21 protein-coding genes and 1 tRNA gene are annotated in these 21,438 nt (G+C 63.6%); 8 read left to right on the forward strand and 14 right to left on the reverse strand.

Translation table 11 applies throughout. From position 1 onward, the window contains the following. Positions 1-128 precede the first annotated feature (128 nt). Positions 129-1,781, reverse strand: coding sequence for a sensor domain-containing diguanylate cyclase (locus J2R76_RS08025; protein ID WP_253623902.1), 1,653 nt, complete (start codon positions 1,779-1,781; stop codon positions 129-131). 477 nt (positions 1,782-2,258) lie between these two features. Here J2R76_RS08025 and J2R76_RS08030 point away from each other — a divergent pair, with 477 nt between their 5' ends. Continuing rightward, positions 2,259-2,441 (forward strand): hypothetical protein, encoded by a 183-nt coding sequence (locus tag J2R76_RS08030; RefSeq protein ID WP_016846867.1) that lies wholly within the window; start codon positions 2,259-2,261, stop codon positions 2,439-2,441. A gap of 252 nt (positions 2,442-2,693) precedes the next feature. Here the strand turns inward: J2R76_RS08030 and J2R76_RS08035 are convergent, their stop codons facing one another. The 4 genes from J2R76_RS08035 to J2R76_RS08050 form a co-directional block, all read right to left on the reverse strand. After that, positions 2,694-3,608, reverse strand: coding sequence for a hydroxymethylglutaryl-CoA lyase (locus tag J2R76_RS08035; protein ID WP_076828643.1), 915 nt, complete (start codon positions 3,606-3,608; stop codon positions 2,694-2,696). Next, positions 3,605-5,614: an acetyl/propionyl/methylcrotonyl-CoA carboxylase subunit alpha gene (locus tag J2R76_RS08040; protein ID WP_076828731.1), complete on the reverse strand. Its 2,010-nt coding sequence runs from the start codon at positions 5,612-5,614 to the stop codon at positions 3,605-3,607. Before J2R76_RS08040 ends, J2R76_RS08035 begins: the two co-directional genes overlap by 4 nt. 14 nt (positions 5,615-5,628) lie before the next feature. Continuing rightward, positions 5,629-7,233: a carboxyl transferase domain-containing protein gene (locus J2R76_RS08045; RefSeq protein ID WP_038386820.1), complete on the reverse strand. Its 1,605-nt coding sequence runs from the start codon at positions 7,231-7,233 to the stop codon at positions 5,629-5,631. A gap of 141 nt (positions 7,234-7,374) precedes the next feature. Continuing rightward, positions 7,375-8,547 carry an isovaleryl-CoA dehydrogenase gene (locus tag J2R76_RS08050; protein WP_028332150.1) on the reverse strand — a complete coding sequence of 391 codons (1,173 nt, stop codon included), beginning with the start codon at positions 8,545-8,547 and terminating at the stop codon, positions 7,375-7,377. Positions 8,548-8,739: 192 nt separating this feature from the next. On the opposite strand from J2R76_RS08050, the gene J2R76_RS08055 reads away from it, so the two are divergent. Beyond that, positions 8,740-9,393, forward strand: coding sequence for a TetR/AcrR family transcriptional regulator (locus J2R76_RS08055; RefSeq protein ID WP_076828648.1), 654 nt, complete (start codon positions 8,740-8,742; stop codon positions 9,391-9,393). A 2-nt stretch (positions 9,394-9,395) separates the two neighbouring features. Then, the gene (locus J2R76_RS08060) at positions 9,396-9,890 is read left to right on the forward strand and encodes an Lrp/AsnC family transcriptional regulator (protein WP_057018554.1); all 495 of its coding nucleotides are present in this window, start codon (positions 9,396-9,398) and stop codon (positions 9,888-9,890) included. Between the two features lie 33 nt (positions 9,891-9,923). On the opposite strand, the gene J2R76_RS08065 is transcribed toward J2R76_RS08060, so the two are convergent. Beyond that, entirely contained in the window at positions 9,924-10,229 is a 306-nt protein-coding gene (locus J2R76_RS08065) for an ETC complex I subunit (protein WP_016846428.1), read from the reverse strand. A gap of 243 nt (positions 10,230-10,472) precedes the next feature. On the opposite strand from J2R76_RS08065, the gene J2R76_RS08070 reads away from it, so the two are divergent. Beyond that, a complete protein-coding gene (locus tag J2R76_RS08070; RefSeq protein ID WP_050384313.1) occupies positions 10,473-11,636 on the forward strand; it encodes an OpgC domain-containing protein in 1,164 nt (387 codons plus the stop codon). Positions 11,637-11,823: 187 nt separating this feature from the next. Here the strand turns inward: J2R76_RS08070 and J2R76_RS08075 are convergent, their stop codons facing one another. The 6 genes from J2R76_RS08075 to J2R76_RS08100 form a co-directional block, all read right to left on the reverse strand. Then, the gene (locus tag J2R76_RS08075) at positions 11,824-13,641 is read right to left on the reverse strand and encodes a carbamoyltransferase C-terminal domain-containing protein (RefSeq protein WP_076828650.1); all 1,818 of its coding nucleotides are present in this window, start codon (positions 13,639-13,641) and stop codon (positions 11,824-11,826) included. A gap of 986 nt (positions 13,642-14,627) precedes the next feature. Then, on the reverse strand, positions 14,628-15,404 hold the full coding sequence (locus J2R76_RS08080; protein ID WP_076828652.1) for a cyclase family protein: 777 nt from the start codon (positions 15,402-15,404) through the stop codon (positions 14,628-14,630). An 809-nt stretch (positions 15,405-16,213) separates the two neighbouring features. Next, positions 16,214-16,290 (reverse strand) — tRNA-Pro (locus tag J2R76_RS08085). Positions 16,291-16,410: 120 nt separating this feature from the next. Beyond that, entirely contained in the window at positions 16,411-16,890 is a 480-nt protein-coding gene (locus tag J2R76_RS08090) for a DUF192 domain-containing protein (protein ID WP_057018558.1), read from the reverse strand. A 122-nt stretch (positions 16,891-17,012) separates the two neighbouring features. Then, a complete protein-coding gene (locus J2R76_RS08095; RefSeq protein WP_057018559.1) occupies positions 17,013-17,675 on the reverse strand; it encodes a cold-shock protein in 663 nt (220 codons plus the stop codon). Between the two features lie 209 nt (positions 17,676-17,884). Next, the gene (locus tag J2R76_RS08100; RefSeq protein ID WP_076828654.1) at positions 17,885-18,646 is read right to left on the reverse strand and encodes a Sir2 family NAD-dependent protein deacetylase; all 762 of its coding nucleotides are present in this window, start codon (positions 18,644-18,646) and stop codon (positions 17,885-17,887) included. Positions 18,647-18,898: 252 nt separating this feature from the next. Between J2R76_RS08100 and J2R76_RS08105 the strand changes: the two genes are divergently transcribed. Beyond that, a complete protein-coding gene (locus J2R76_RS08105; RefSeq protein ID WP_162832435.1) occupies positions 18,899-19,060 on the forward strand; it encodes a hypothetical protein in 162 nt (53 codons plus the stop codon). Between the two features lie 435 nt (positions 19,061-19,495). Here J2R76_RS08105 and J2R76_RS08110 read toward each other — a convergent pair whose 3' ends face one another. Next, the gene (locus J2R76_RS08110) at positions 19,496-19,681 is read right to left on the reverse strand and encodes a hypothetical protein (RefSeq protein WP_057018561.1); all 186 of its coding nucleotides are present in this window, start codon (positions 19,679-19,681) and stop codon (positions 19,496-19,498) included. Between the two features lie 254 nt (positions 19,682-19,935). Next, the gene (locus tag J2R76_RS08115) at positions 19,936-20,376 is read right to left on the reverse strand and encodes a GrlR family regulatory protein (RefSeq protein WP_244558847.1); all 441 of its coding nucleotides are present in this window, start codon (positions 20,374-20,376) and stop codon (positions 19,936-19,938) included. Positions 20,377-20,451: 75 nt separating this feature from the next. Here J2R76_RS08115 and J2R76_RS08120 point away from each other — a divergent pair, with 75 nt between their 5' ends. The 3 genes from J2R76_RS08120 (at position 20,452) to J2R76_RS08130 (ending at position 21,314) form a co-directional block, all read left to right on the forward strand. Continuing rightward, complete coding sequence (locus J2R76_RS08120; RefSeq protein ID WP_018271496.1) at positions 20,452-20,625, forward strand: hypothetical protein; 174 nt, start codon at positions 20,452-20,454, stop codon at positions 20,623-20,625. 68 nt (positions 20,626-20,693) lie between these two features. Then, positions 20,694-20,921, forward strand: coding sequence for a hypothetical protein (locus J2R76_RS08125; protein ID WP_076828658.1), 228 nt, complete (start codon positions 20,694-20,696; stop codon positions 20,919-20,921). 213 nt (positions 20,922-21,134) lie between these two features. After that, positions 21,135-21,314: a hypothetical protein gene (locus tag J2R76_RS08130; protein ID WP_141341102.1), complete on the forward strand. Its 180-nt coding sequence runs from the start codon at positions 21,135-21,137 to the stop codon at positions 21,312-21,314. Positions 21,315-21,438 lie beyond the last annotated feature (124 nt).

Consider the following 21,438-nt stretch of genomic DNA (forward strand, 5'->3'; position numbering starts at 1 on the left):
CCTTTCATGTCGGGGTGTGGCTAAAAAGCGGCGCGACTACGGACCGGGTGCTTTTAAGGTTAAATGTTCAGGCATCGTTGCAACATCGCAACAATCGTGGCCGCCGCGCAACCATGTATTATCAGTCCTTATAGGGACCTGACGGGGACCCGACCACCTGCAATTTGCCCGGCGGCCAGCTTCGGTGGCGACGGAGGTGACCAGCACTCCGTGCGATTCCTGCCGTGCTCCTTGGCCTGGTAGAGCGCCGCATCGGCAGCCTTCATTAGGGCATCGATCCCCGGCATGCTTGTGAGCGCCTCGGCAACGCCGATGCTCACCGTGAGTGATACCGGCCGATCATCCGCACCCACCGTCAGCGCTTCCGCCCTCTTGCGGATGCGTTCGGCGACGGTTCGGGCGCGCGACAATGTGGTCTCCGGCAGCAGGACGGCGAACTCCTCGCCTCCAACGCGGCCGACGACGTCGGACTTGCGCTTGCCCCGAATGCATATCCCGGCGACAGCCTTGATGGCCTCGTCACCGACCGCATGTCCGAAGCGGTCATTGATGCTCTTGAAGTGATCGATATCGACCATCAGCACGGATACCGAACGATAGTAGCGCTGGAACCGGCTCCACTCCGCATCCAGCGTCGTCAGGAAGTGCCTGCGGTTGAACAATCCGGTGAGCGGATCGGTGGTCGCGAGCACCTCCAGCTGCCGTGCGTTGCGTACGAGATCGGTCACGTCGACGAAGGTCAGCATGCGACCGCCGTTTGCCATCGTCGAGCAATGGATCCTGATATGGCGACCGTCCGGCGTCTGCACGTCGCGCTTGTGATCGCCTGCCTTGATCTCCGCAATCCGCTTCGCAGGAAAGGCCCTGATCTGCTCCGGGGTCGCGCCCGTCGGAGCGGCGCGGCGGTTGCGCGTGAGCAGCGTGATGTATGCCGGATGCCGCGCGACCTCCTCCTCGCTCACCTCCCAGAATTCCCGCATTCGCCGATTGAGGAAGATCGCATTGAGATCGCGGTCGAGCAGGACGACGCCGTCCTCCACAGTCTCGAGCGCGCCGGTCAGCACCTTCAGCTTGTCGGACGCGCGCACGATGTCGGTCACGGGCGTGTAGCTCACCATCCGGCCGCCGTCGGGCAGCGGCGTGCACTGACATCGAACCACGTCGCCATTGCTGCGCCTGAGATCGATCGGGCTCGGGTCCCCGACGTTCACGAGGCGGACGCGCTCGGCAACATAGGCTTCGAGTTGCGCGGCCGGCAGCTCGTAGGCCATCGTCTTGCAGCCGTGATGCATCAGGTCGGTGAAGCTGGGGTTGCGGTCGGCCACCTCGTCCGGAAGCCGCCACATGTTCCGAAACGCGCGGTTGATGAACTGGGCCTTCAGCTCCACGTCCAACAGCAGGATGCCGACGGGTATCTGATCGAGCGCCGCGCGCAGCGCCAGCATGTGCCCGCGCAGAATATCGCCGCTGCGCCGCTCCGGAATGGCGGCCGGCGCAGGAGCGGCAGGCGTGGGCGCCGCAGCGTTGGCCTGCTGCTCTTCAAAAGCCAGGCCGAGCTGGCGGTCCGATTGCCACAGCCGTTTGCATGGCTTCACCTGATTGCTGCCGACGAGCAACAGTTGAATGTGATCGGGAATGCCAACGACACTTTCGAGTTCCACGGTGGCGCCCGTCTCCGTGAGCTGGCGGACCGTGCAGTCGAAGGCCGACCGGCCGAAGTTGAAGACGATCTTTCCGGCCAGAAACGTTCGGCCGCGGGAAGCTGACACCTGTCCGGACATAGCGAGAATCCACCTGGAGCAATTGCGAGCCCCTCACCTCAGCACGTTTGAGTCACCAAGCCATGAACGCTTTCCGGAGGGTTTATCGGGAGCCGAGCCGATGACGCCGGCTGTGTGCGCCGCAAAACGGGTTCCATTCGGTGGAAAGGACTCGCTCGTAGGGTGGAGCGAAGCGATACCCATCATTCGCGCCGCGGATACTGAATTGATGGGCTTCGCTGCGCGCTACCGATCCGATTACGGCTCCGCCGCATCGTCCTCATATCCGAGCGCTTCGATTTGCCTCCGGAATTCCTCGAAACGCTCATGCGCTTCCGCCTTCGCTGTTCGAGCTACGGCGGACAAGTCGCTCCCATCAATCGGTCAAAGTCACTGCCGGGAAGAATTTAGTTCTACCCCATAATTATGCTGTGTTAGACACAGTCCGAGTAGTAGCGTCGCAACTCCCTCAGTAACAGTGTCAGGGAAACGCCCGCCATGTCTGCTCTCCAAGCAAAGCTGGAACGATTTGAGATCCTCGCCGACGAATGCGAGCTGATCGCTAGCAGGACGCTGGATGGGAGCAACCGCGAGCTATACCAGCGGCTGGGCGGGCACTATCGCGAGCTGGCGACCGATATGAGGGCCGTGATCGCGACGATCAATGCTCCTGCGGCGTAAGAAAAAGGGCCGCTCGAAACAACAAGCGGCCCAAGTCTAGGGAGGAAACGCCCTCAAGGAGGGCGGCGATAGCGCGAGGCGCTGTCGCACGCTACGCATATGGGTTGAGAGTCCAGCATCGGGAGCCCAGACTGCGCAAGCCAGAGGCGCGACTATGAGCCTTGAATCTGCGCTTCGCAGCGCATAACTCCCAACGCGACCGCCGACGATTGAGGCGGCTACGATCCCAAATCGCTCCAAGCATCCCACAATTTACGATTTGGCGAGCCGCGTGCGCTTCGCGTTGAGCGCGGACGCAACACGGCTGACCGGCGGACGGCCGAGCAAGCCGGCCATCTCGTTGGTCGCGGCCAGCAGTCTGTCCATATCGATCCCGGTCTTCACGCCCATGCCCTCGAGCATGTAGACGACGTCCTCGGTCGCAACGTTGCCGGTGGCGCCGGGGGCGTAGGGGCAGCCGCCGAGCCCCCCGGCGGCGGCATCGATGACGCGAACACCCTCTTCCATGCCGGCATAGAGATTGGCCAGCGCCTGGCCGTAGGTGTCGTGGAAGTGCATCGCAAGGTTGCCGACCGGCAACTCGGAACCGACCGCACGCAGCATCTGTTTGGCCTTCAGCGGCGTGCCGACGCCGATGGTGTCGCCAAGCGAGATCTCGTAGCAACCGAGATCCCACAGCGTCACCGCGAGGTCGGCGACCGCCTTCGGCTTGATCTCGCCGTCGAACGGACAGCCGAGCACACAGGAGATGTAGCCACGCACCTTGACGCCGTCGGCCTTGGCGCGCGCCAGCACCGGCTTGAAACGCTCGATCGATTCCGCGACCGAGCAATTGATATTGGCGCGCGAGAAGCCTTCGGAGGCCGCCGCGAACACCGAGACCACCGCGGCGCCGGCCGCGCGCGCGGCGTCATAGCCCTTCTCGTTCGGAACCAGCACGTGGAATTCGGCGCCCTTGATGTGGCTGACGCCGCGCAGCACCTGGTCAGAGCTCGCCATCTGCGGGATCGCCTTCGGCGACACGAAGGCGCCGACCTCGACGGTATTGAGCCCGGCCGCCACCAGCGCCTCGACGAAGGCGATGCGCGCCTCGACGCTGACCGGCGTCTTCTCGTTCTGCAGGCCGTCGCGCGGCCCCATCTCGACGAGCTGGATCTGATCGCTCATGATGCGGCCGCAGGTTCGACTTCGGCAAGCTCGACGCCCTCGCCGACGATGTCGCCGACCTTGCATTTGAGCTTCTTCAGCAGCCCGGCATAGGGCGCGCGCAGGGTCTGCTCCATCTTCATCACTTCCAGGGTGAGGATCGGGGCGCCCTTCTCCAGTGTCGCGCCCTCCTCGGCCAGCAGCGCCACCACCGTGCCCGGCAAGGGCGCCACGATCTTGTCCTCGCCGACCTGCTCCTCGCTCTCGCCGCCGAACGGATCGACCCAGTGCAGGTCGAAGCGGCCGTTGCGGGTGCGCAAGTAAAGCTCGTGGCCCTCGATGACCGAGGCTATACTCGACTTGAGGCCGTTGAGCGTCAGGTCGAAGCCGTCATCGCCGGCTGACGAGATGGCGAAGACGAGTTCGCGCCCGCCGACGGAGAGCGTCGACGGTCCGTTGCCATAGTGCAGCGTGATGGTCTGGGCAGGCTCATGGCCCTGCCGGAACGAAAACACCCGCTGACGGCGGCCGACCGGCATCCAGCCGAAGGCCTGCCAGGGCGAGTTGGCCTCGCGTCGCGCCGCCTTCTGCTCGTCGTTGACGATCGCGGCCACCGCCGCGCAAAGCTCGAACTCGCCGGCCGTGCCCGTGCTCGATGTCAGGTTCTTCAGCTCGCGCTCGATGAAGCCGGTGTCGATCGCATTGGCTCGCGTATCCTTGTGCGTCACCAGCGCCGACAGGAACGGGATATTGGTGACGATGCCGCGGACATCGGTCTCCTGCAGTCCGCGATTGAGCTTGTCGATCGCGCCCTCGCGCGTCGGCGCCCAGGCGATCACCTTGGCGAGCATCGCGTCGTAGTACGGCGAGACGTTATCGCCGCTGCGATAGCCGGCATCGATGCGCAGGCCGTCGCCTTCCTGTGGCGTGCGCCAGGTCTTGATGCGGCCGACCGAGGGCATGAAGTTCTTCTGCGGGTTTTCCGCGTAAACGCGCGCCTCGATGGCATGCCCGTTCAGCCTGATCTCGTCCTGCTTCAGCGGCAGCGCCTCGCCGAAAGCGACGCGGAGCTGCCATTCAACGAGATCGACGCCGGTGATCAGCTCGGTGACGGGATGCTCGACCTGCAGGCGGGTGTTCATCTCGATGAAGAACACGTCCTTGCCGTCGGAGACGAACTCGATGGTGCCGGCGCCGATATAGTTGACCGCGCCGGCGGCCTTGCGGGCGGCCTCGCAAACCGTCTCGCGTTGCGCGGCGTTCAGCGTCGGCGACGGCGCCTCCTCGATCACCTTCTGGTGGCGGCGCTGCAGCGTGCATTCGCGCTCCCACAGCGAGAGCAGATTGCCGTGGCTGTCGCCGATGATCTGCACCTCGATGTGGCGCGGGTTCTGCACGTATTTCTCGATCAGCATGCGGTCGTCGCCGAACGCCGCCTTGGCCTCGCGCTTGGCGCTGGTGATCGCGGCCGTGAGCTCAGCCGCCGAATTGACCACACGCATGCCGCGGCCGCCGCCGCCGGCGGACGCCTTCACCAGCACCGGGAAGCCGATCCGGTTGGCGGCCTCCGCCAGCGTCGCCTCGTCCTGGGCCTCGCCGTGATAGCCCGGCACCAAGGGCACGCCGGCCTTCTCCATCAGCGCCTTCGAGCCGGACTTCGAGCCCATCGCCGTCATCATCTCGGCGGTCGGACCGACGAACACCAAACCTGCTTCAAGACAGGCCTGCGCGAACTCGGCATTTTCAGACAGGAAGCCGTAGCCAGGATGCACCGCCTCGGCGCCGGTCTCCTTGGCGGCGGCGATGACGCGCTCGATGTTGAGATAGCTGTCGCGCGCCCGGGCAGGCCCGAGCAGCACGGCCTCGTCGGCGAGCGCGACATGCATCGCGTCGCGGTCGGCCTCGGAATAAACCGCGACGGAGCGCAGCCCCATGGCGCGCGCCGAGCGGATGACGCGGCAGGCGATCTCGCCGCGGTTGGCGATCAGAAGCGTGCGAAAACGCCGGGTGAGTTTTGAGCGGTCCATGATCAGATCCTGGGTCACATCCTGAACAGGCCGAATTTCGTCGGCTCGATCGGCGCATTCGCCGCCGCCGAGAGGCCGAGCCCGAGCACGAGGCGCGTATCGGCGGGATCGATCACGCCGTCATCCCACAGCCGCGCCGTGGCGTAATAGGGATTGCCCTGCTTCTCGTATTGCGCGCGGATCGGCTCGCGGAACTTGTCTTCCTCTTCCGCCGACCAGCTCTCGCCCTTGGCCTCGATGCCGTCGCGCCGCACCTGGCTCAGCACCATCGAGGCCTGCTCGCCGCCCATCACCGAGATGCGCGCGTTCGGCCACAGCCAGAGGAAGCGCGGGCTGTAGGCGCGGCCGCACATGCCGTAATTGCCGGCGCCGTAGGAGCCGCCGATCACGACGGTGAATTTCGGCACCCCGGCGGTGGCGACCGCCGTCACCAGCTTGGCGCCGTCGCGCGCGATGCCGCCGGCCTCGTACTTCTTGCCGACCATGAAGCCGGTGATGTTCTGCAGGAACACCAGCGGAATGCCGCGCTGGCAGCACAGCTCGATGAAATGCGCGCCCTTCAGCGAGCTCTCGCTGAACAGGATGCCGTTGTTGGCGATGATGCCGACCGGATAGCCAAAAATATGGGCGAAGCCGCAGATCAGCGTGGTGCCGTAGAGCTTCTTGAACTCGTCGAATTCGGAGCCGTCGACGATCCGCGCGATGATGTCGTGCACGTCGAACGGTTTTCTGCCGTCGGCGGAGACCACGCCATAGATCTCCTCGGCCGGAAACAGCGGCTCCTGCGCAGGGCGCATGTTGAGCTGTGCCTTCACCGGCTGCTTCAGCGTGCCGACGATGCGGCGCGCGATCCCGATCGCGTGGGCATCGTTCTGGGCGTAGTGATCGGTCACGCCGGACTGCCGGGAGTGGACATCGGCGCCGCCGAGTTCTTCGGCGGTGACGACCTCGCCGGTCGCGGCCTTCACCAGCGGCGGACCACCAAGGAAGATCGTGCCCTGGTTGCGTACGATGATGCTCTCGTCGGACATCGCCGGCACATAGGCGCCGCCCGCGGTGCAGGAGCCCATCACGATCGCGATCTGCGGGATGCCCTGCGACGACATCTGGGCCTGGTTGTAGAAGATGCGGCCGAAATGCCGTTCGTCGGGAAAGATCTCGTCCTGCAGCGGCAGGAAGGCGCCGCCGGAATCCACCATGTAGACGCAGGGCAGATTGTTCTGCCGCGCGATGTCCTGGGCGCGCAGATGCTTCTTCACCGTCATCGGGTAATAGGTGCCGCCCTTGATGGTGGCGTCGTTGGCGACGATGATGCATTCGCGGCCCGCGATGCGCCCGACGCCGGTGATCACGCTGGCCGAATGCACGTCACCGCCATAGAGCCCGTTGGCGGCGAGCGGCGACAGCTCGAGAAATGCGGTGCCGGGGTCGACCAGGAGATCGACGCGATCGCGCGCCAGCATCTTGCCGCGCGAGGTGTGCCGCTTGCGCGAGGTCTCGCCGCCGCCGCCGGCCACCTGGTTGAGCTTGCCGCGGAGCTCCGCGACCAGGCCGCGCATCACCTCGGCGTTGCGGGCAAATTCAGAAGATGTGGGATCGATCGTCGAATGAAGCGGCATCGGTGTTTGCACGTTTCGTTGGAGTATCGGTGGGGTTCAAGGTCAATCATCGTGCCGGGGTGAGCACAACTGCCACCACTGGTGCGGTGACAGCCCCTCACCCCGCCCCTCTCCCCGCAAGCGCGGGCGAGGGAGAAGACATCAGGCTGTCTTGGCGAACAGTTCGCGGCCGATCAGCATGCGGCGGATCTCGCTGGTGCCGGCGCCGATCTCGTAGAGCTTTGCGTCGCGCAGCAAGCGGCCGGTGGGATAATCGTTGATGTAGCCGTTGCCGCCGAGCAGCTGGATCGCATCCAGCGCGCATTGGGTGGCCTTCTCCGCGGCATAGAGGATGGCGCCGGCGGCGTCCTCGCGCGTGGTCTCGCCGCGATCGCAGGCCTTCGCCACCGCGTAAACATAGGCGCGCGAGGCGTTCATCGTGGTGTACATGTCGGCGACCTTGCCCTGCACCAGCTGGAACGAGCCGATCGGCTCGCCGAACTGCTTACGCTCGTGCACGTAGGGCAGCACGACGTCCATGCAGGCCTGCATGATGCCGATCGGCCCGGCCGCCAGCACCGCGCGCTCATAGTCGAGACCACTCATCAGCACGTTGACGCCGCGGCCGACCTCGGAGAGCACGTTCTCCTCCGGCACCTCGCAATCCTCGAACACCAGTTCGCAGGTGTCGGAGCCGCGCATGCCGAGCTTGTCAAGCTTCTGCGCGGTGGAAAATCCCTTCATGCCCTTTTCGATGATGAACGCGGTGATGCCGCGCGGGCCGGCGTTCGGATCGGTCTTGGCGTAGACCACCAGCGTATCGGCGACCGGGCCGTTGGTGATCCACATCTTGTTGCCATTGAGGACGAAGCGGTCGCCCTTCTTGTCGGCGCGCGTCTTCATCGAGACCACGTCCGAGCCCGCCTGCGGCTCCGACATCGCGAGCGAGCCGACATGCTCGCCCGAGATCAGCTTCGGCAGGTATTTGCGCTTCTGTGCCTCGTTGCCGTTGCGGCGGATCTGGTTGACGCAGAGGTTGGAATGCGCGCCGTAGGACAGGCCGACCGAGGCCGACGCCCGCGAGATCTCCTCGACCGCGATGCAGTGCTCGAGATAGCCGAGGCCCGAGCCGCCATACTCCTCCTCGACGGTGATGCCGTGCAGGCCGAGCGCGCCGATCCTGGGCCAGAGGTCGCGCGGAAACTGGTTGCTGCGGTCGATCTCGGCGGCGCGCGGCGCGATCTCGTTGGTCGAGAAATCATGCACCGTCTCGCGGATCGCATCTGCGGTCTCGCCAAGGTCGAAATTGAAGATTGCCGCCTGGTTCGAGGCCATGATCCCTCCCGTGAGATTCATCTTGCAATTAAACGATCATACGTTTTTTTCTTGGCTTCGCAAGCAATCGTGCTATGGTTTGTGCGCGAAATCCGCAGTTCATTGAATTCACTGGGATTTCATGCGATATACATACGGTCGTTCGCTTGTTTCCTGGTCCTCCCTGGCAAGCCAACACCCTCCGAGGCCCCGATGGCACGCACGATCGGCTCACACGGCCCCACCACGCTGGAGGCGATCCGCAAGGCCGGCGTGCGCCTGATCTTCGAGCACGGCTACGAGGCCATGAGCCTGCGCCAGCTCGCCGCCGAGGTCGGCATCCAGGCGGGCTCACTCTACAACCATATCTCAACCAAGCAGGACCTGCTGTTCGATCTGGTGCAGGACCATATCAACGATTTGCTGCGCGAGCTTGACCTTGCGCTCGAGGGCAAGGCCGATCCGGGCGAGAAGCTGCGCGCCTTTGTCGCGTTCCACGTCACCTATCACATGACCCGCAAGCGCGAGGTCTTCATCGCCAATTCCGAGCTGCGCAGCCTCGATGCGAAGAACTACGACGCGGTGGTGGCGCTGCGCGGCGCCTATGAGCAGCGGCTGGCGCAGATCCTCACCGACGGGGTGGCGGACGGCGCGTTCGAGGTGGTCGACATCCAGGTCGCGACCTTCGCGATCCTGGCGCTGCTCACCGGGCTGTGCACCTGGTACCGCCCCGGCGGCCGGCTGACCCGCGACGCCATCATCGCGGCGCATGAGAAGCTGGTGCTGTCGGGCGTGGCGCCGCGGGCTGCGATCGGCCAGGCGAGCCACGGCAGCGACAGCCGGCGCGCCGCCGTGGCGGGCTCGTGACCGTGACCGAGCGCCCACAGCTCGATGACATCGATCTGCGGATCCTGTCCGAGTTGCAGCGGGACGGCCGGATCAGGATCAACGAGCTCGCCGAGCGGGTCGGCATCACTGCCCCGCCTTGCCTGCGCCGGGTTCGCGCCCTGCGCAGCCGCGGCGTGATCCAGGCGATCCGCGCCACGCTGGACGAGCGGCTGCTCGGCTATGAGGTGACGACCTTCGTGCTGATCCAGCTCGACAGCCAGACCCTGAGCGCGATCGAGGCGTTCGAGGCTGATGTGGCGGCCGTGCCGCGCTTCCTGCAATGCTGGCGGATCTCGGGCGATGCCGACTTCATGCTCCGATGCGTCGCGCCCAGCGTCGACGAGATGCGCCAGCAGCTGCTGCAATTCGCCGGCCTGCCCAATGTGCGTAAGATCAGAAGCTTTCCGGTGCTCGGCGTCTCCAAGGACGCGCCGCTGCCGATCCCGGGCGCCCTCGCCGCGCCCGCGGCGAGCTGATCGGGCGCTAGTCTGGACTTAGTGGGTCCAACCTTAGTGGGTCCAAGGCTCCCAGCGGCGGAACGCGAAATTGTCGGCATAGGCGATCTGGCGGTGCGCCGAATCCTTCGGCTCGATCACCTGGTAGGCGATGCCCTTGCGCTCGCAATAGGCGACCGCCTCTTCCTTGGTCTCGAACTGCAGCGTCAGCTGCTGCTTCATGTCGGTGGACGAGGTCCAGCCCATCAAAGGCTCCACGGAGCGCGGCTGCTCCGGCTCGTAGTCCAGTTGCCACTCTTTGGTCTTGGCACGTCCCGATTGCATCGCGTTTTTGGCGGGCTTAAAAATGCGTGCGGTCATGGATGGTCGGCCCCGTGGGATGTGCGACATGGAAGCGATTTGAAGGAAACCGCCGGGATAGTATAGAGACACCTATCAACGATCTGATCGGTGATTCCTCGATCTCGGAGGCAGCCTTCGCCGGACCGGTATAGTCATTCTACCGCGCTGTGACAATCTGGCCTCGGGAGGCTTCCCTTAGCAGTCCCCCGGGCCCGCGGCGCGATCTTCTCGACAAGCATCACCTCGAGGAAACGGCGCGCCATGGAAATCCACGCTACCCTGCCCGAAAAAGGACGTGACCTCCGGCTCGACCTGTTCCGCGGGGTCGCGAACTGGGCGATCTACCTCGATCACATCCCCGACAACGTCGTGAACTGGATCACGACGCGGAATTACGGCTTCAGCGACGCCGCGGACCTGTTCGTCTTCATCTCCGGCTACACCGCCTCCTTCGTCTATGCCCGCATGATGCTGGAGCGCGGCTTCATCGTCGGCGCCACCCGGCTGACCAAGCGGGTCTGGCAGCTCTATGTCGCCCACATCATCCTGTTCGTGATCTACATCGCCTCGATCAGCTATCTGGCGCTGCGCTTCGGCGATTCCGAGATCATCAACGAGTTCAACGTCGCCGGCCTCGTCGACAACGCCACCGAGACGCTGCGCCAGGGCCTGTTCCTGAAATTCAAGCCGGTCAATCTCGACGTGCTGCCGCTCTATATCGTGCTGATGGGCCTGTTCCCCCCGGTGCTGTGGTTCATGCTGCGGCGGCCGAACTGGACCATGGCGGCCTCGCTCGTGCTGTGGCTGGTGTCGCGCCACCAGGGCTGGAACCTGCCGGCCTACCCGGCCGGCAGCTGGTACTTCAATCCGTTCGCCTGGCAGGTGCTGTTCGTGTTCGGCTCATGGTGCGCGATGGGCGGCGCCCGCAACAACATGCGCATCATCAACTCGCGCTACACGCTGTGGTTTTGCATCGCCTATATGATCTTCGCGCTGATCATGACGATGGCCGGGCGCTTCCCGGACTTCGGCGCCATGTTCCCGGACTGGCTCTATTCGGCCTTCAACCCGAACGACAAGACCAACCTCGCGCCGTATCGCTTCCTGCACTTCGTGGTGATCACGGTGCTGGTGATCCGCTTCATCCCGAAGGACTGGGCGGCGCTGGAGTGGAAGGTGTTCGATCCCCTGATCGTCTGCGGCCAGCAGTCGCTGGCGGTGTTCTGCGTCGGCGTGTTCCTGTCCTTTGTCGGACATTTCGAGCTCTCGATGAGCTCGGGCTCGCTGTTCGCGCAGATCTTCGTCAGCATCTCCGGCATCGCGATCATGACGATCGTGGCCTATTACATCTCGTGGTCGAAGCGGCAGGACAAGCCGGTCAAGCCGCCGGCGGCAAAACCCACGGCGCCGGCGAAGGCGGCGTAAGTCCCTTATTTTTGAGCAAGGCCGCGCAAACGCTTCGCGTTTGTCGCGGGGAAAACCGCTTCGCACTTTTCCGGGCCATGCTCTAGAGCATTTTCGGTTCTGATTGAATCAGAACCGAAGCTCTAGATTCTTGTTTTGACGCGTTTTCTTCACGCGAACCGGTGCCCACTTCGCTCGAAAACGCTCTCTAGCCGCCGCGACTGGTATCCTGCGTCGTCGAGGAGACGATGGTGGCGACGTCGCCGAACGTCGTCATCACGGGCGTGACGACCTTGTGCATGGCGGTCTTCGACACCAGCGTGTCATGCATCACGAGGTTGTCGATCCCGGTGGTGAGGAAGCAACTCACCGCGTCCTGCGGCGTCTCGATGATCGGCTCGCCCTTGACGTTGAACGAGGTGTTGATCAGGACCGGCACGCCGGTCAGCGCCTCGAACTCCTTCAGCAGGCGATAGAGCATCGGGTTGGTCTCTTCCCGCACGCTCTGCACCCGCGCCGAACCGTCGACATGCACGATCGCCGGGATCTTGTCGCGCCATTCCGGCCGCACCGGCTTTGCGATCAGCATGTAGGGCGAGTCCTCCTCGCCTTCGAAGATCTCCTTCATGCGCTCGGCCAGCACGATCGGCGCGAACGGCCGGAAGGCCTGGCGGTGCTTGACCCGGCTGTTGAGGATATCCTTCATCTCGGCCCTGCGCGGATCGGCGATCAGGCTGCGGTTGCCGAGCGCGCGCGGACCGAACTCGGAACGGTCCTGAAACCAGCCGATCACGCGCTGGTCGGCGAGCAGCTTTGCGGTGTCGCGGCAGATATTGTCGCTGCGCTTCGCGTCGACCTGGATGCGCACCAGGAAGCTTTGCAGCGCGGCGGCCACCTCGGCGTCGCTGTAGCGCCGCCCGACATAGGCGTGGTCCATCACGAACGAGCGGCGCTGCTTGAGCACCTCGAGCCAGCCGTAATAAGCGCAACCAATCGCGATGCCGTCGTCGCCGGCGGCGGGCTGGATCCAGATGTTTTCGAAACCCGACTCGCGCGCGATGCGCCCGTTGGCCACGCAGTTCAGCGCGACGCCGCCGGCGATGCAGAGATTTTTCGCCCCCGTGGTCTCGCGCAGCCAGCGCGCCCGCGCCAGCAGCACGTTCTCGGTATCGTCCTGCACCCGCCAGGCGATGTCCTCCCAGTGCCGCATCGTCGGGCTCTTGTCCCAGCTGCCGCTGTCGAGCACGAAGGGCTGCTGGTTCTCGGCGCCCCAGAACGGCACGTGCAGCTTGCCGTCCTTCATCTCGAGCAGATGGCCGACCTGCTCATGGCGGCCATAGGGCGCCAGCCCCATCAACTCGCCGCACTTGTTCCAGTCGCCGAACACATAGGTCGAGACCCGGCTGTACAGCGCCCCCAGTCCCGGCATGTTGTAGAACTCGTCCGACAACAGCCCCCGCGCCGGCTCCATCCAGACCTTCTTCAGGCATTCGAGCCTGGCGTCGTCGAACCTGTAGTAGCTCTCGGACTCGCGGGCCAGCGGCGACGCCTCATCTTCGGAGCAGGACTCCATCGCGTCGGCCCGATAATTGCCGACGCCGTCGACGATCATCACGACGCCGTCCTTGAATGGGGACACCGCGAACGCGCTGTAGGCATGCGCGAGGTGGTGCGAGATCGACACCACCTTGTCGGATTTGGAACGAAACAGCGGGTGCTTGATTGCCTCGTTGCGTTCGGCGATCGGCAAGAAGCCCGGCATATCCTGGTGGAGCATCCGCTCCTCCATCTCGGGCACCGGCAGGATGTAGCTGTTGCGCACCACGAGATCGACGTCGTCGAGGGTGATGCCCTCGGCCGACAGGCAGTAGTCGACGACTTCCTTGTAGAAGCCGGAGGCGTGCTTCTCGCGGGTGATGCGCTCCTTGGAGATCGCGTAGGCGATCGCGCCGTCACGCAGCAGGCAGGCGCTGACGTCATGGTCGTAGACGTTGAGACCAAGGACGTAAGTGTGTTGTTTCGGCATGGGCACTCTTTGGAAGGATACAGCAACGCTCAGAGAACAGGATCGTGTCGACTTCAAGTTCTCGCCGGCATTTTCCGAGGTTCTCAAACCTCTGCTTCTGCGATGCACAAATCAAATCGGCGCAACGCAAGATGAACAGAATGAACGGCGGATGAACGACAAGATGAGCGCAGCAACGACAGCATCCTCTGCAGGCGGGACTGTAACTTGACCTTACCTGTTGGTCTCAATAGAGTCGTTAAAGCTCGCAAGAACCTTAGTGAAAATATTGTCTTAGCATGCACGAACCGAATGCCGGTGTCGCGCGTCTAAGCGAGACAGCCAGCATCAGTTCAGATGTTTGGAAGTGGACTGGAGATCTTCAGAATGACTAAACGCTACAATATCCTGACTCGTTGCCTGGCAGCAGTCGCTTTGTTGTTCGTCTATGTCGCAAGCACCTCCGCCATCCTGGTCGGCGCCACTACGTCGTCTGCGCAAGCGCAATGGCGCGGACGCGGCGGCTGGGGCTATCGCGGCGGCGGCTGGGGTCGCGGCCGCGGATGGGGTTATGGTCGCGGCTATGGATACGGACGCGGCTATGGCTACTACGGTGGTGGGCCCCGTTGCTGGTGGACCCCGCGTGGCGTTCGCGTTTGCCGGTGGTAACAACCGCCCGGTCGACACAAGCGATATTAAAGACATGAAATCAGGTGCGTCGTTCCCGACGCACCTGATTTGCTTTTTGGGGTTGGTTCACCTGCCGGGCTTGGCTCAGCTGCGGCACGCAAGAAAGAGCCCGGAGACGCCGGGGCTCTAGTCACGGGAGAGAACGCTTCCGAAATCGGGACGCGAGGACGAGCCGGCGGCCCGATCACCCAATGCATCTACTGCGTGCATTAAAGCAGATTCGGCTGCCTCAGGCTGTAGCCGTGCCGCAACAACCCGCCGTAATGCACAGCCTGTCCACCGGTTCCCGAAGCTGGCCGATCACAACCCCGGCGCGCCTAGCCGTCGAGGATGGCGACCGCCCTCGTCCAGCCCGCCGACGCGCGCTCGATCTTCACCGGGAAGCACGACACCATGAATCCGGTCGACGGCAGCTGCTCGAGATTGTGCAGCTTCTCGATGTGGCAGTAACCGATGTGCCGCCCGGCCTTGTGGCCTTCCCAGATCAGGCTGGCGTCCCTGGTCTCGGCGTATCTCTTCGCGGTGAAGACGAACGGCGCGTCCCAGCTCCAGCCGTCGATGCCGGTCAGCCGCACGCCGCGCTCGAGCAGATACATCGTCGCCTCGTAGCCCATGCCGCAGCCCGAATTGACGTAGTCGGGCTGGCCATATTTCGCGCCCGCGCTGGTGTTGACGACGACGATCTCGAGCGGCGACAGCGTGTGGCCGATGCGCTTCAGCTCGGCTTCGACATCCTTGGCGGTCGCGACATAACCGTCAGGCAGATGGCGGAAGTCGAGCTTCACGCCCGGCTGGAAGCACCACTCCAGCGGCACCTCGTCGATGGTCCAGGATCGCTCGCCGCGGTTCATGGACGGATGGAAATGCCAGGGCGCATCGAGATGCGTGCCGTTGTGGGTGGAGAGCGAGACCTGCTCGACGGCCCAGCCCTGTCCGTCGGGCAGGTCCTCCGCCTTCAGTCCATCGAAGAACTGCAGCATGCGCGGCAGCCCCTGCTGGTGATCGATATACTGGATGGTCGGATGGTTGCCGGGCGGATCGGCCGGAACGTCGTTCTGCAGGGGAACGGAGATATCGATCAGTCTGCGCGCCATGGTGCTTTTCTCGCGGATTGGTCTTGTCGGGCCGAACTACCCTGCCAGCGCGCGCGCGTTATCGGCAAGCCACATCCGCTCGAGATCGCGCAGCTCACGATGTCGTGGCTTGGACTGCGGCAAGGCGGCGCAACGTTGAACCTATCCCCCGCCGGCACGACCCATTGGCACTGGGGATTTCAGGGCCCAGTATTTCGACGGCGCCGTCTGGACGAGCATATTCCGTCCAGGCGGCGTTGTTGCCTCAGGCGAGACAATCTCGGCCGAAGCTTGGTTACCCGTACCGGAACGCTGTTCACGCACAGAGAGCCACAGAAACAATACGTGTGCTCATTTCGCGCGGATTGCTGGTGGTGTTGCCACGCCGATACAGAGATACCCCCGCAACGATGCTAACCAACCTGCATCTGAACCAAGACGGGGTTGCGTCGTGTCGGGATTTGATCACTGGAACGGTGCAAATAGAGCCTACTCGTCCGCCGAAGCGCCACATCTGCGCGATGAGCAGCAGCAGTTCGACCGCTATCACAAATTCGACGACCCCATCTCGCGACCGCCGGAGGGTGGCTCAAGAACCGTGATCCTCGATCGCTACAACCCGCCGGCTCGTTGATCTGGTCAGCGCCCGGGCGGCTGAAGTTGCGAGCAGTGGAGCGCGGGGGCTTCGGTCCCGCGCTTGCTATTTCAGGGTGCCAACTGACCGCGATTTGTGGACCAGGTCAGGCGCGAGTGCCGAGCACGCGCCGACCATAAACATCGCGTCCGCCTCATCTACCGACGGAGCGTCTCTGTTAAGTCTTTGATTGGGATGGTCGGGGCAGCTGGATTCGAACCAACGACCTGCAGTACCCAAAACTGCCGCGCTACCAGGCTGCGCTATACCCCGACATTTCCGAGAAGCCCCGTGGATACACGCTTCAGCCAGCGCCAGCAAGGCACCGGTGCGGGGCTTCGTGCGGCGAATCCGGCATCGGTTTCCGCCCGGAAATCGCGTCGAAACCGGCTGCTAACGGCCGCCGAACAGCGGATGGGCAACCCGGTCGCCGGGCTGGATGCCGTATTTCTGCGCGGTCCCGGCAATCACCTCGAGCACGCCCTTGGCGAGCCCGCGCGACGGAATGATCCGGGTCGAGAGCGGCTCGGTGTTTTCCGCGATCCGCAGGATGCGCCCGTCGGCGCGGATGAAGATCATGTCGAGCGAGATGTAGGTGTTCTTCATCCACATCGACACTTCCTGCTCCGGTGAGAAGTCGAACAGCATGCCTTTGCCGTCCGCGAGCTCCTTCCGGTACATCAGGCCGGTCTCCTTCTCCTGCTCTGTGGTTGCCATTTCGACCGAGAAGACGTGCACGCCCGATTTGGTGACGATCTCGAGCGGCTGGACGCTGGCAGCCTGCGCGGCCGGAGCCAGCAGCGCACCGAACATGATCACGAGGCAGGCCATCAGCCACGAACGATGGCGCCCAACAATGCGAACGAAATTCATCGACAAATACTCACACCGGGGAAGATTTTCCGGCGGACCCTAACCCGACGATTGCGGCAAATGCCAGAGCCGAGAATGCTCGCCGGCGGCTCACGTTTCCGTCAGGGAGGATCAGACCCGGATCAGTGCGAGGACAGCGCCGACGGACCGGTCTCCGGGTGGATCTCGGCGGCCATCATGCCCTTGGAGCCGGGCCCAAACCGCACCAGCACGTACTGGCCGGGGCGCAGTTCGGTCATGCCGAAGCGGCGCAGCGTCTCCATATGCACGAAGATGTCGGGCGTGCCCTCGCCGCAAGTCACGAAGCCGAAGCCGCGCAGCCGGTTGAACCACTTGACCTGCGCGCGCTCGAGCCCGCTTGTTGCCGTCACCGTGACATGGGTGCGCGGCGGCAGCATCTGCGCCGGATGGATTGCCGTCGATTCGTCCATCGAGACGATGCGGAAAGCCTGGTAGCCCTTCGCGCGCTGCACGCATTCGACGACCAGCCGCGCGCCTTCATAGGCGGTCTGATAACCGTCGCGCCGCAGCACGGTCACGTGCAGCAGGATGTCGGGCCAGCCATTGTCGGGGACAATGAAGCCGTATCCCTTCGAGGCGTCGAACCATTTGATGACGCCGGAAACTTCGACGAGGTTGGCCGCTGCGTCGCCGAGGCCTGAGAAAGCATCCATCGCCGGATCGCGTGGCGCGCTTCCATACTCGCCTTGACCAATCCTGCTTTGCCCAACTCCGCCCATCGGCGGTCCGCCGAGCTTCTTGGACTCAAATCCGTCCGACCCCATGACCCCGGACCCCACACATCAAATGCAGATCGCCGTCGTTGCGGCGCACCCTGTACACGCTGCTCTCCATGACCAACTCACTCGGACTGATTTGGACGCGGCGCGAATCTCTCAACCAAAAGATAACACTCCCGCTTGCGGGGCATAGCTAAAAAACGATTCTTGCGGGAACTATGAACAGACTTGCAGAGCCGCGAATCAATCAGGCATCAATTGCCTACGAAAGGACCAAGCGTGTCGCCGATGTCGTGGCGGATCACCAGATCGGCGATGTCGTCCTGATCGGTCGGCTCGTTGTTGATGATCACGAGCCGCGCACCGCTCTCCTTCGCCATCATCGGAAAGCCTGCGGCGGGCCACACCACAAGCGATGATCCGATCGCCAGAAACAGGTCGCAGTGCCGGGAGAGTTCCGCCGCGCGGCGCATCGCATCCTCGGGCATCGATTGCCCGAACGAGATCGTCGCGGTCTTCACCGGATCGCCGCAGTCCGCGCAGTCGGGGGCGCTGCCCGTCTTGTCGAACTGCTGCTTCACCCACGACAGCTCGTAGTCCTTGCCGCAGCCGATGCAGCGGCCATAGGTCGTGTTGCCGTGCAGCTCGATCACGTCGTCGGCCTTGAAGCCCGACGCCTGATGCAGATTGTCGATGTTTTGCGTGATGATGCCGGGAACCTTGCCGGCCCGGTAGAGCGACGCAAGCGCGCGATGCCCACGACCGGGTTTGGCCGCCGCAAACGTCTGTTCCATCGCAAAGCGGCGCCGCCAGGACTCGTCGCGCGCGTCCTGGCTGGCGACGAACTCGTCGAACGGAATTGGTCGGTTGCGGGTCCACAACCCGCCGGGCGAGCGGAAATCGGGAATGCCGCACTCGGTGGAGATGCCCGCCCCGGTGAAGGGCACGATGGACGACGCCTCCGCAATCATGTTGCCGAGCTGCTCGACGCCGCTGCGCAAGTCTTTTGCGATCACTAAAAACAATCCGGTTGGCCGCAGCGACTATAGCACGGCCCGACCGATTGCGAGCTCAACCGTTGCGCGAGCGATCGGCTGCGAGCGGCGTGTCTTGATCGATCGGCTTGCGATCAGCTGCGTCGGCGCCTCCGCTTGGTCGCTCTTCCAGCGCCTCAGCATCATCACATTCCTGCACTGGCTGCTCCGCATTGACGCCCAATTCGCCGACGCCAATGCGCCCGGGACAGGACCACGGCCAGGAGGATGGGCATGACCGATCAGGAAGACCGCGTCGCGCGCGAGCGCGAGGAGATCGTCGCACGCGTTGCCAGCTTCAGGGCGACGCAGCAGAAGTTCGAGCGCGATCGCCAGGAATATTACGACAACACGCTCGGCAATGCCTGGAGTGGATTTCAACGCAAGACCGCTTGACGCAAGACCGCTTGATGTCCTTGCCAGGCGACCGCGTTCATGGTCCGGGCGCCATGAGGCGCAAGTGAGAAAGCCCCGAGCGGCGTGCTCCGGGCTTATGGCTATTGCCAGTGCCGCCGTGCGATGGTTGCCGCAAACGCAGTTCCGGTTCCCTCGAGCGTTTTCCGTTCCGATCGGATCGCTCGAAAACGCGCCAGCCATACGATAGCGCAAAGCTACCATCGGTTAGCGCTGGAACAAAAATACAACCTCAGAGATTAGCTTGGCGGTGAACGAGGTTGGCATCAATGCCGGCATGGATGGAACTGCTGCTTAACGTGATGGGCTTTGCCGGCTTCATCGGCATCGCGATGTATCACAAGCATCCGAATGGGAAGCTGCCCGACTGAGCGTCGGCGGCGCGTCTCGGCTTGCCGCTCCCCCGGCTTGCCGTCTTCAGTTTGCCTTCCGGGCCTCTCCCGCGGTCCGGACCAACCGGTCCGACTTCACCAGCACTTTGCCGCTCTCCGGCTGCGGCCGCAGCCAGAAGCTGATCACGACAAAAGCCGAGCAGAACAGCAGCCCCACCACCATCACGCGCCGGTGGGTCGGTCGATCAGCACTGTGGAACGATGGCATCATGGCTGTCACCCGCAGCCATCCCAATCGCAATCGCAGGTGGAGACAACACGATGCTGCTCTTAACCTAACCAGGTAGGGTTAGCGGTGGCCGGGTAACGCCTCGTCCGGATCTCCCGATCGGCGGCCGCAGCGGGATTCACAGCGATATCCCCTGCTTGTCCGCAGCAAATCCACAACGCCAGCGGGTCCAATTATCCAACGAAATACGCATCTTGCTGCGCGCTTGTCCACAGCCTCGCGCCGCGTGCGCGCATTCAGGCATCGGCGAGCCATTTCAGGGTGGCCCGGAAACCCAGGCTGCGGGTTCCAACCAGCACGGTTCCGAACACCTCAGCCTCGTCGCCGCTGAATGTGCCGGAGAACCCGCTCGTCACTTCCTGTCCGGCGAACAGCGGACGGGTGAACGGGTCCGCGAAGGGCGAATGCTGGTTGGTGCTGAGATGTCCCTTCCAGGTGCCCTCGCCGGCCGTATAGGCCCCGATTGACCAGAAATATGGCCCGCCGCCGATCAAGAGACCGTCGCGCAGGATCAGGATGCCGCTGTCGCGGCCCCTCACGCCGTCGGTCATGTGGATGTGGATCGAATAGAGCCCGTTCTTCATCGATCGCGCCGCCCGGTCCTGGCGGCCCGCAGTATGGCTCCAATCCGGCCGGCGTGCGAGGCCGATACCGCCCGGCCCTCCGAATCGGCGCAAAAAGGCAGCTCCCCGGGCGCTTACAAATCGTTAAGAAACCCCTGACAAGGTTCGATCCTCCGGAGGGAGAGAGCCATGCTCGTATACCCCGTACCTGTCGAAGTGACGCAAGCCAGAGTGCAGCTCGTCGTCGACCAGACGGCGAAGGAGCAGCCGCGCATCATCAATGAGGATGTGCTGGATGTCTTCGCCGCGAAGAACCAGGCCGACCGTGAAGCGGTCGAGACCATCCTCGACATCAAGGTGTGAGAGCGGCAGTAGCCGACAGGAACCTCTCGACTGCGCACGGGTCATCCTGGTGACGCCAGGAGGCACCCATGTGCAAGCTGATCGCGGTCACCGTCTTCACCCTGATATGCGGCGGGGCCTTTGCCCAGGATATTGGTCCAGCGCCGCAGAGCGGCATGGAACGGCCTGAAAACACCAACGGAGCCACTCAGAGCGGCGCGATGGACACCACGGGGATGGATGTGAAGCGGGCCAACAAATCCGAGATGAAGAACACGGCAAAGGGCGCGGCAAAAAGGGACGACGCAAAAAAGTAGGTTCCCACGACGGAACGTCCGGGAAGCTGCGACCTTAAAAAACGACCTTGAAAAAAAGACGCGACCATCAAAAAAAGGAAGGAACGAGTCTCTCGTTCCGCCGTTATTTTGGCGAGCGGTACAACGAGGGAGAAATCCACCGGAAATATCAGCTCAACAAGCCCCGTCAGCTTACTTCGGTAACTGGCGGGGTTTTGTTTTGTGGAGGCGCCCATGTACGCCCTGTTCCGCGGCAAGACTCAGCTCGGAAGATCGTTCGCGACGGAGAAGGAAGTTTGGGAGGCGGCGCTGATCGACGGTCTTGTCGAGGATGTTCCGGTCGCAGACGAACTCGGTGGCCAGATCCTGCCCGCCGGCTATCGCGTCGAGCGGGTCGATGAATACGAGCCGTAGCCCGATTGGAAACCCGGACGTTCCTGACGCCGGTCAGCCAATTGGAGGAACCAGCCGGCCGAAACGACATGCACATCGCGCGTGGTGCCGACAGCTCACCGCCCTGTCGGCTTTGGAAGGCCCC

Source organism: Bradyrhizobium sp. USDA 4532 (genome assembly GCF_024171315.1).
Taxonomy (GTDB): domain Bacteria; phylum Pseudomonadota; class Alphaproteobacteria; order Rhizobiales; family Xanthobacteraceae; genus Bradyrhizobium; species Bradyrhizobium australafricanum.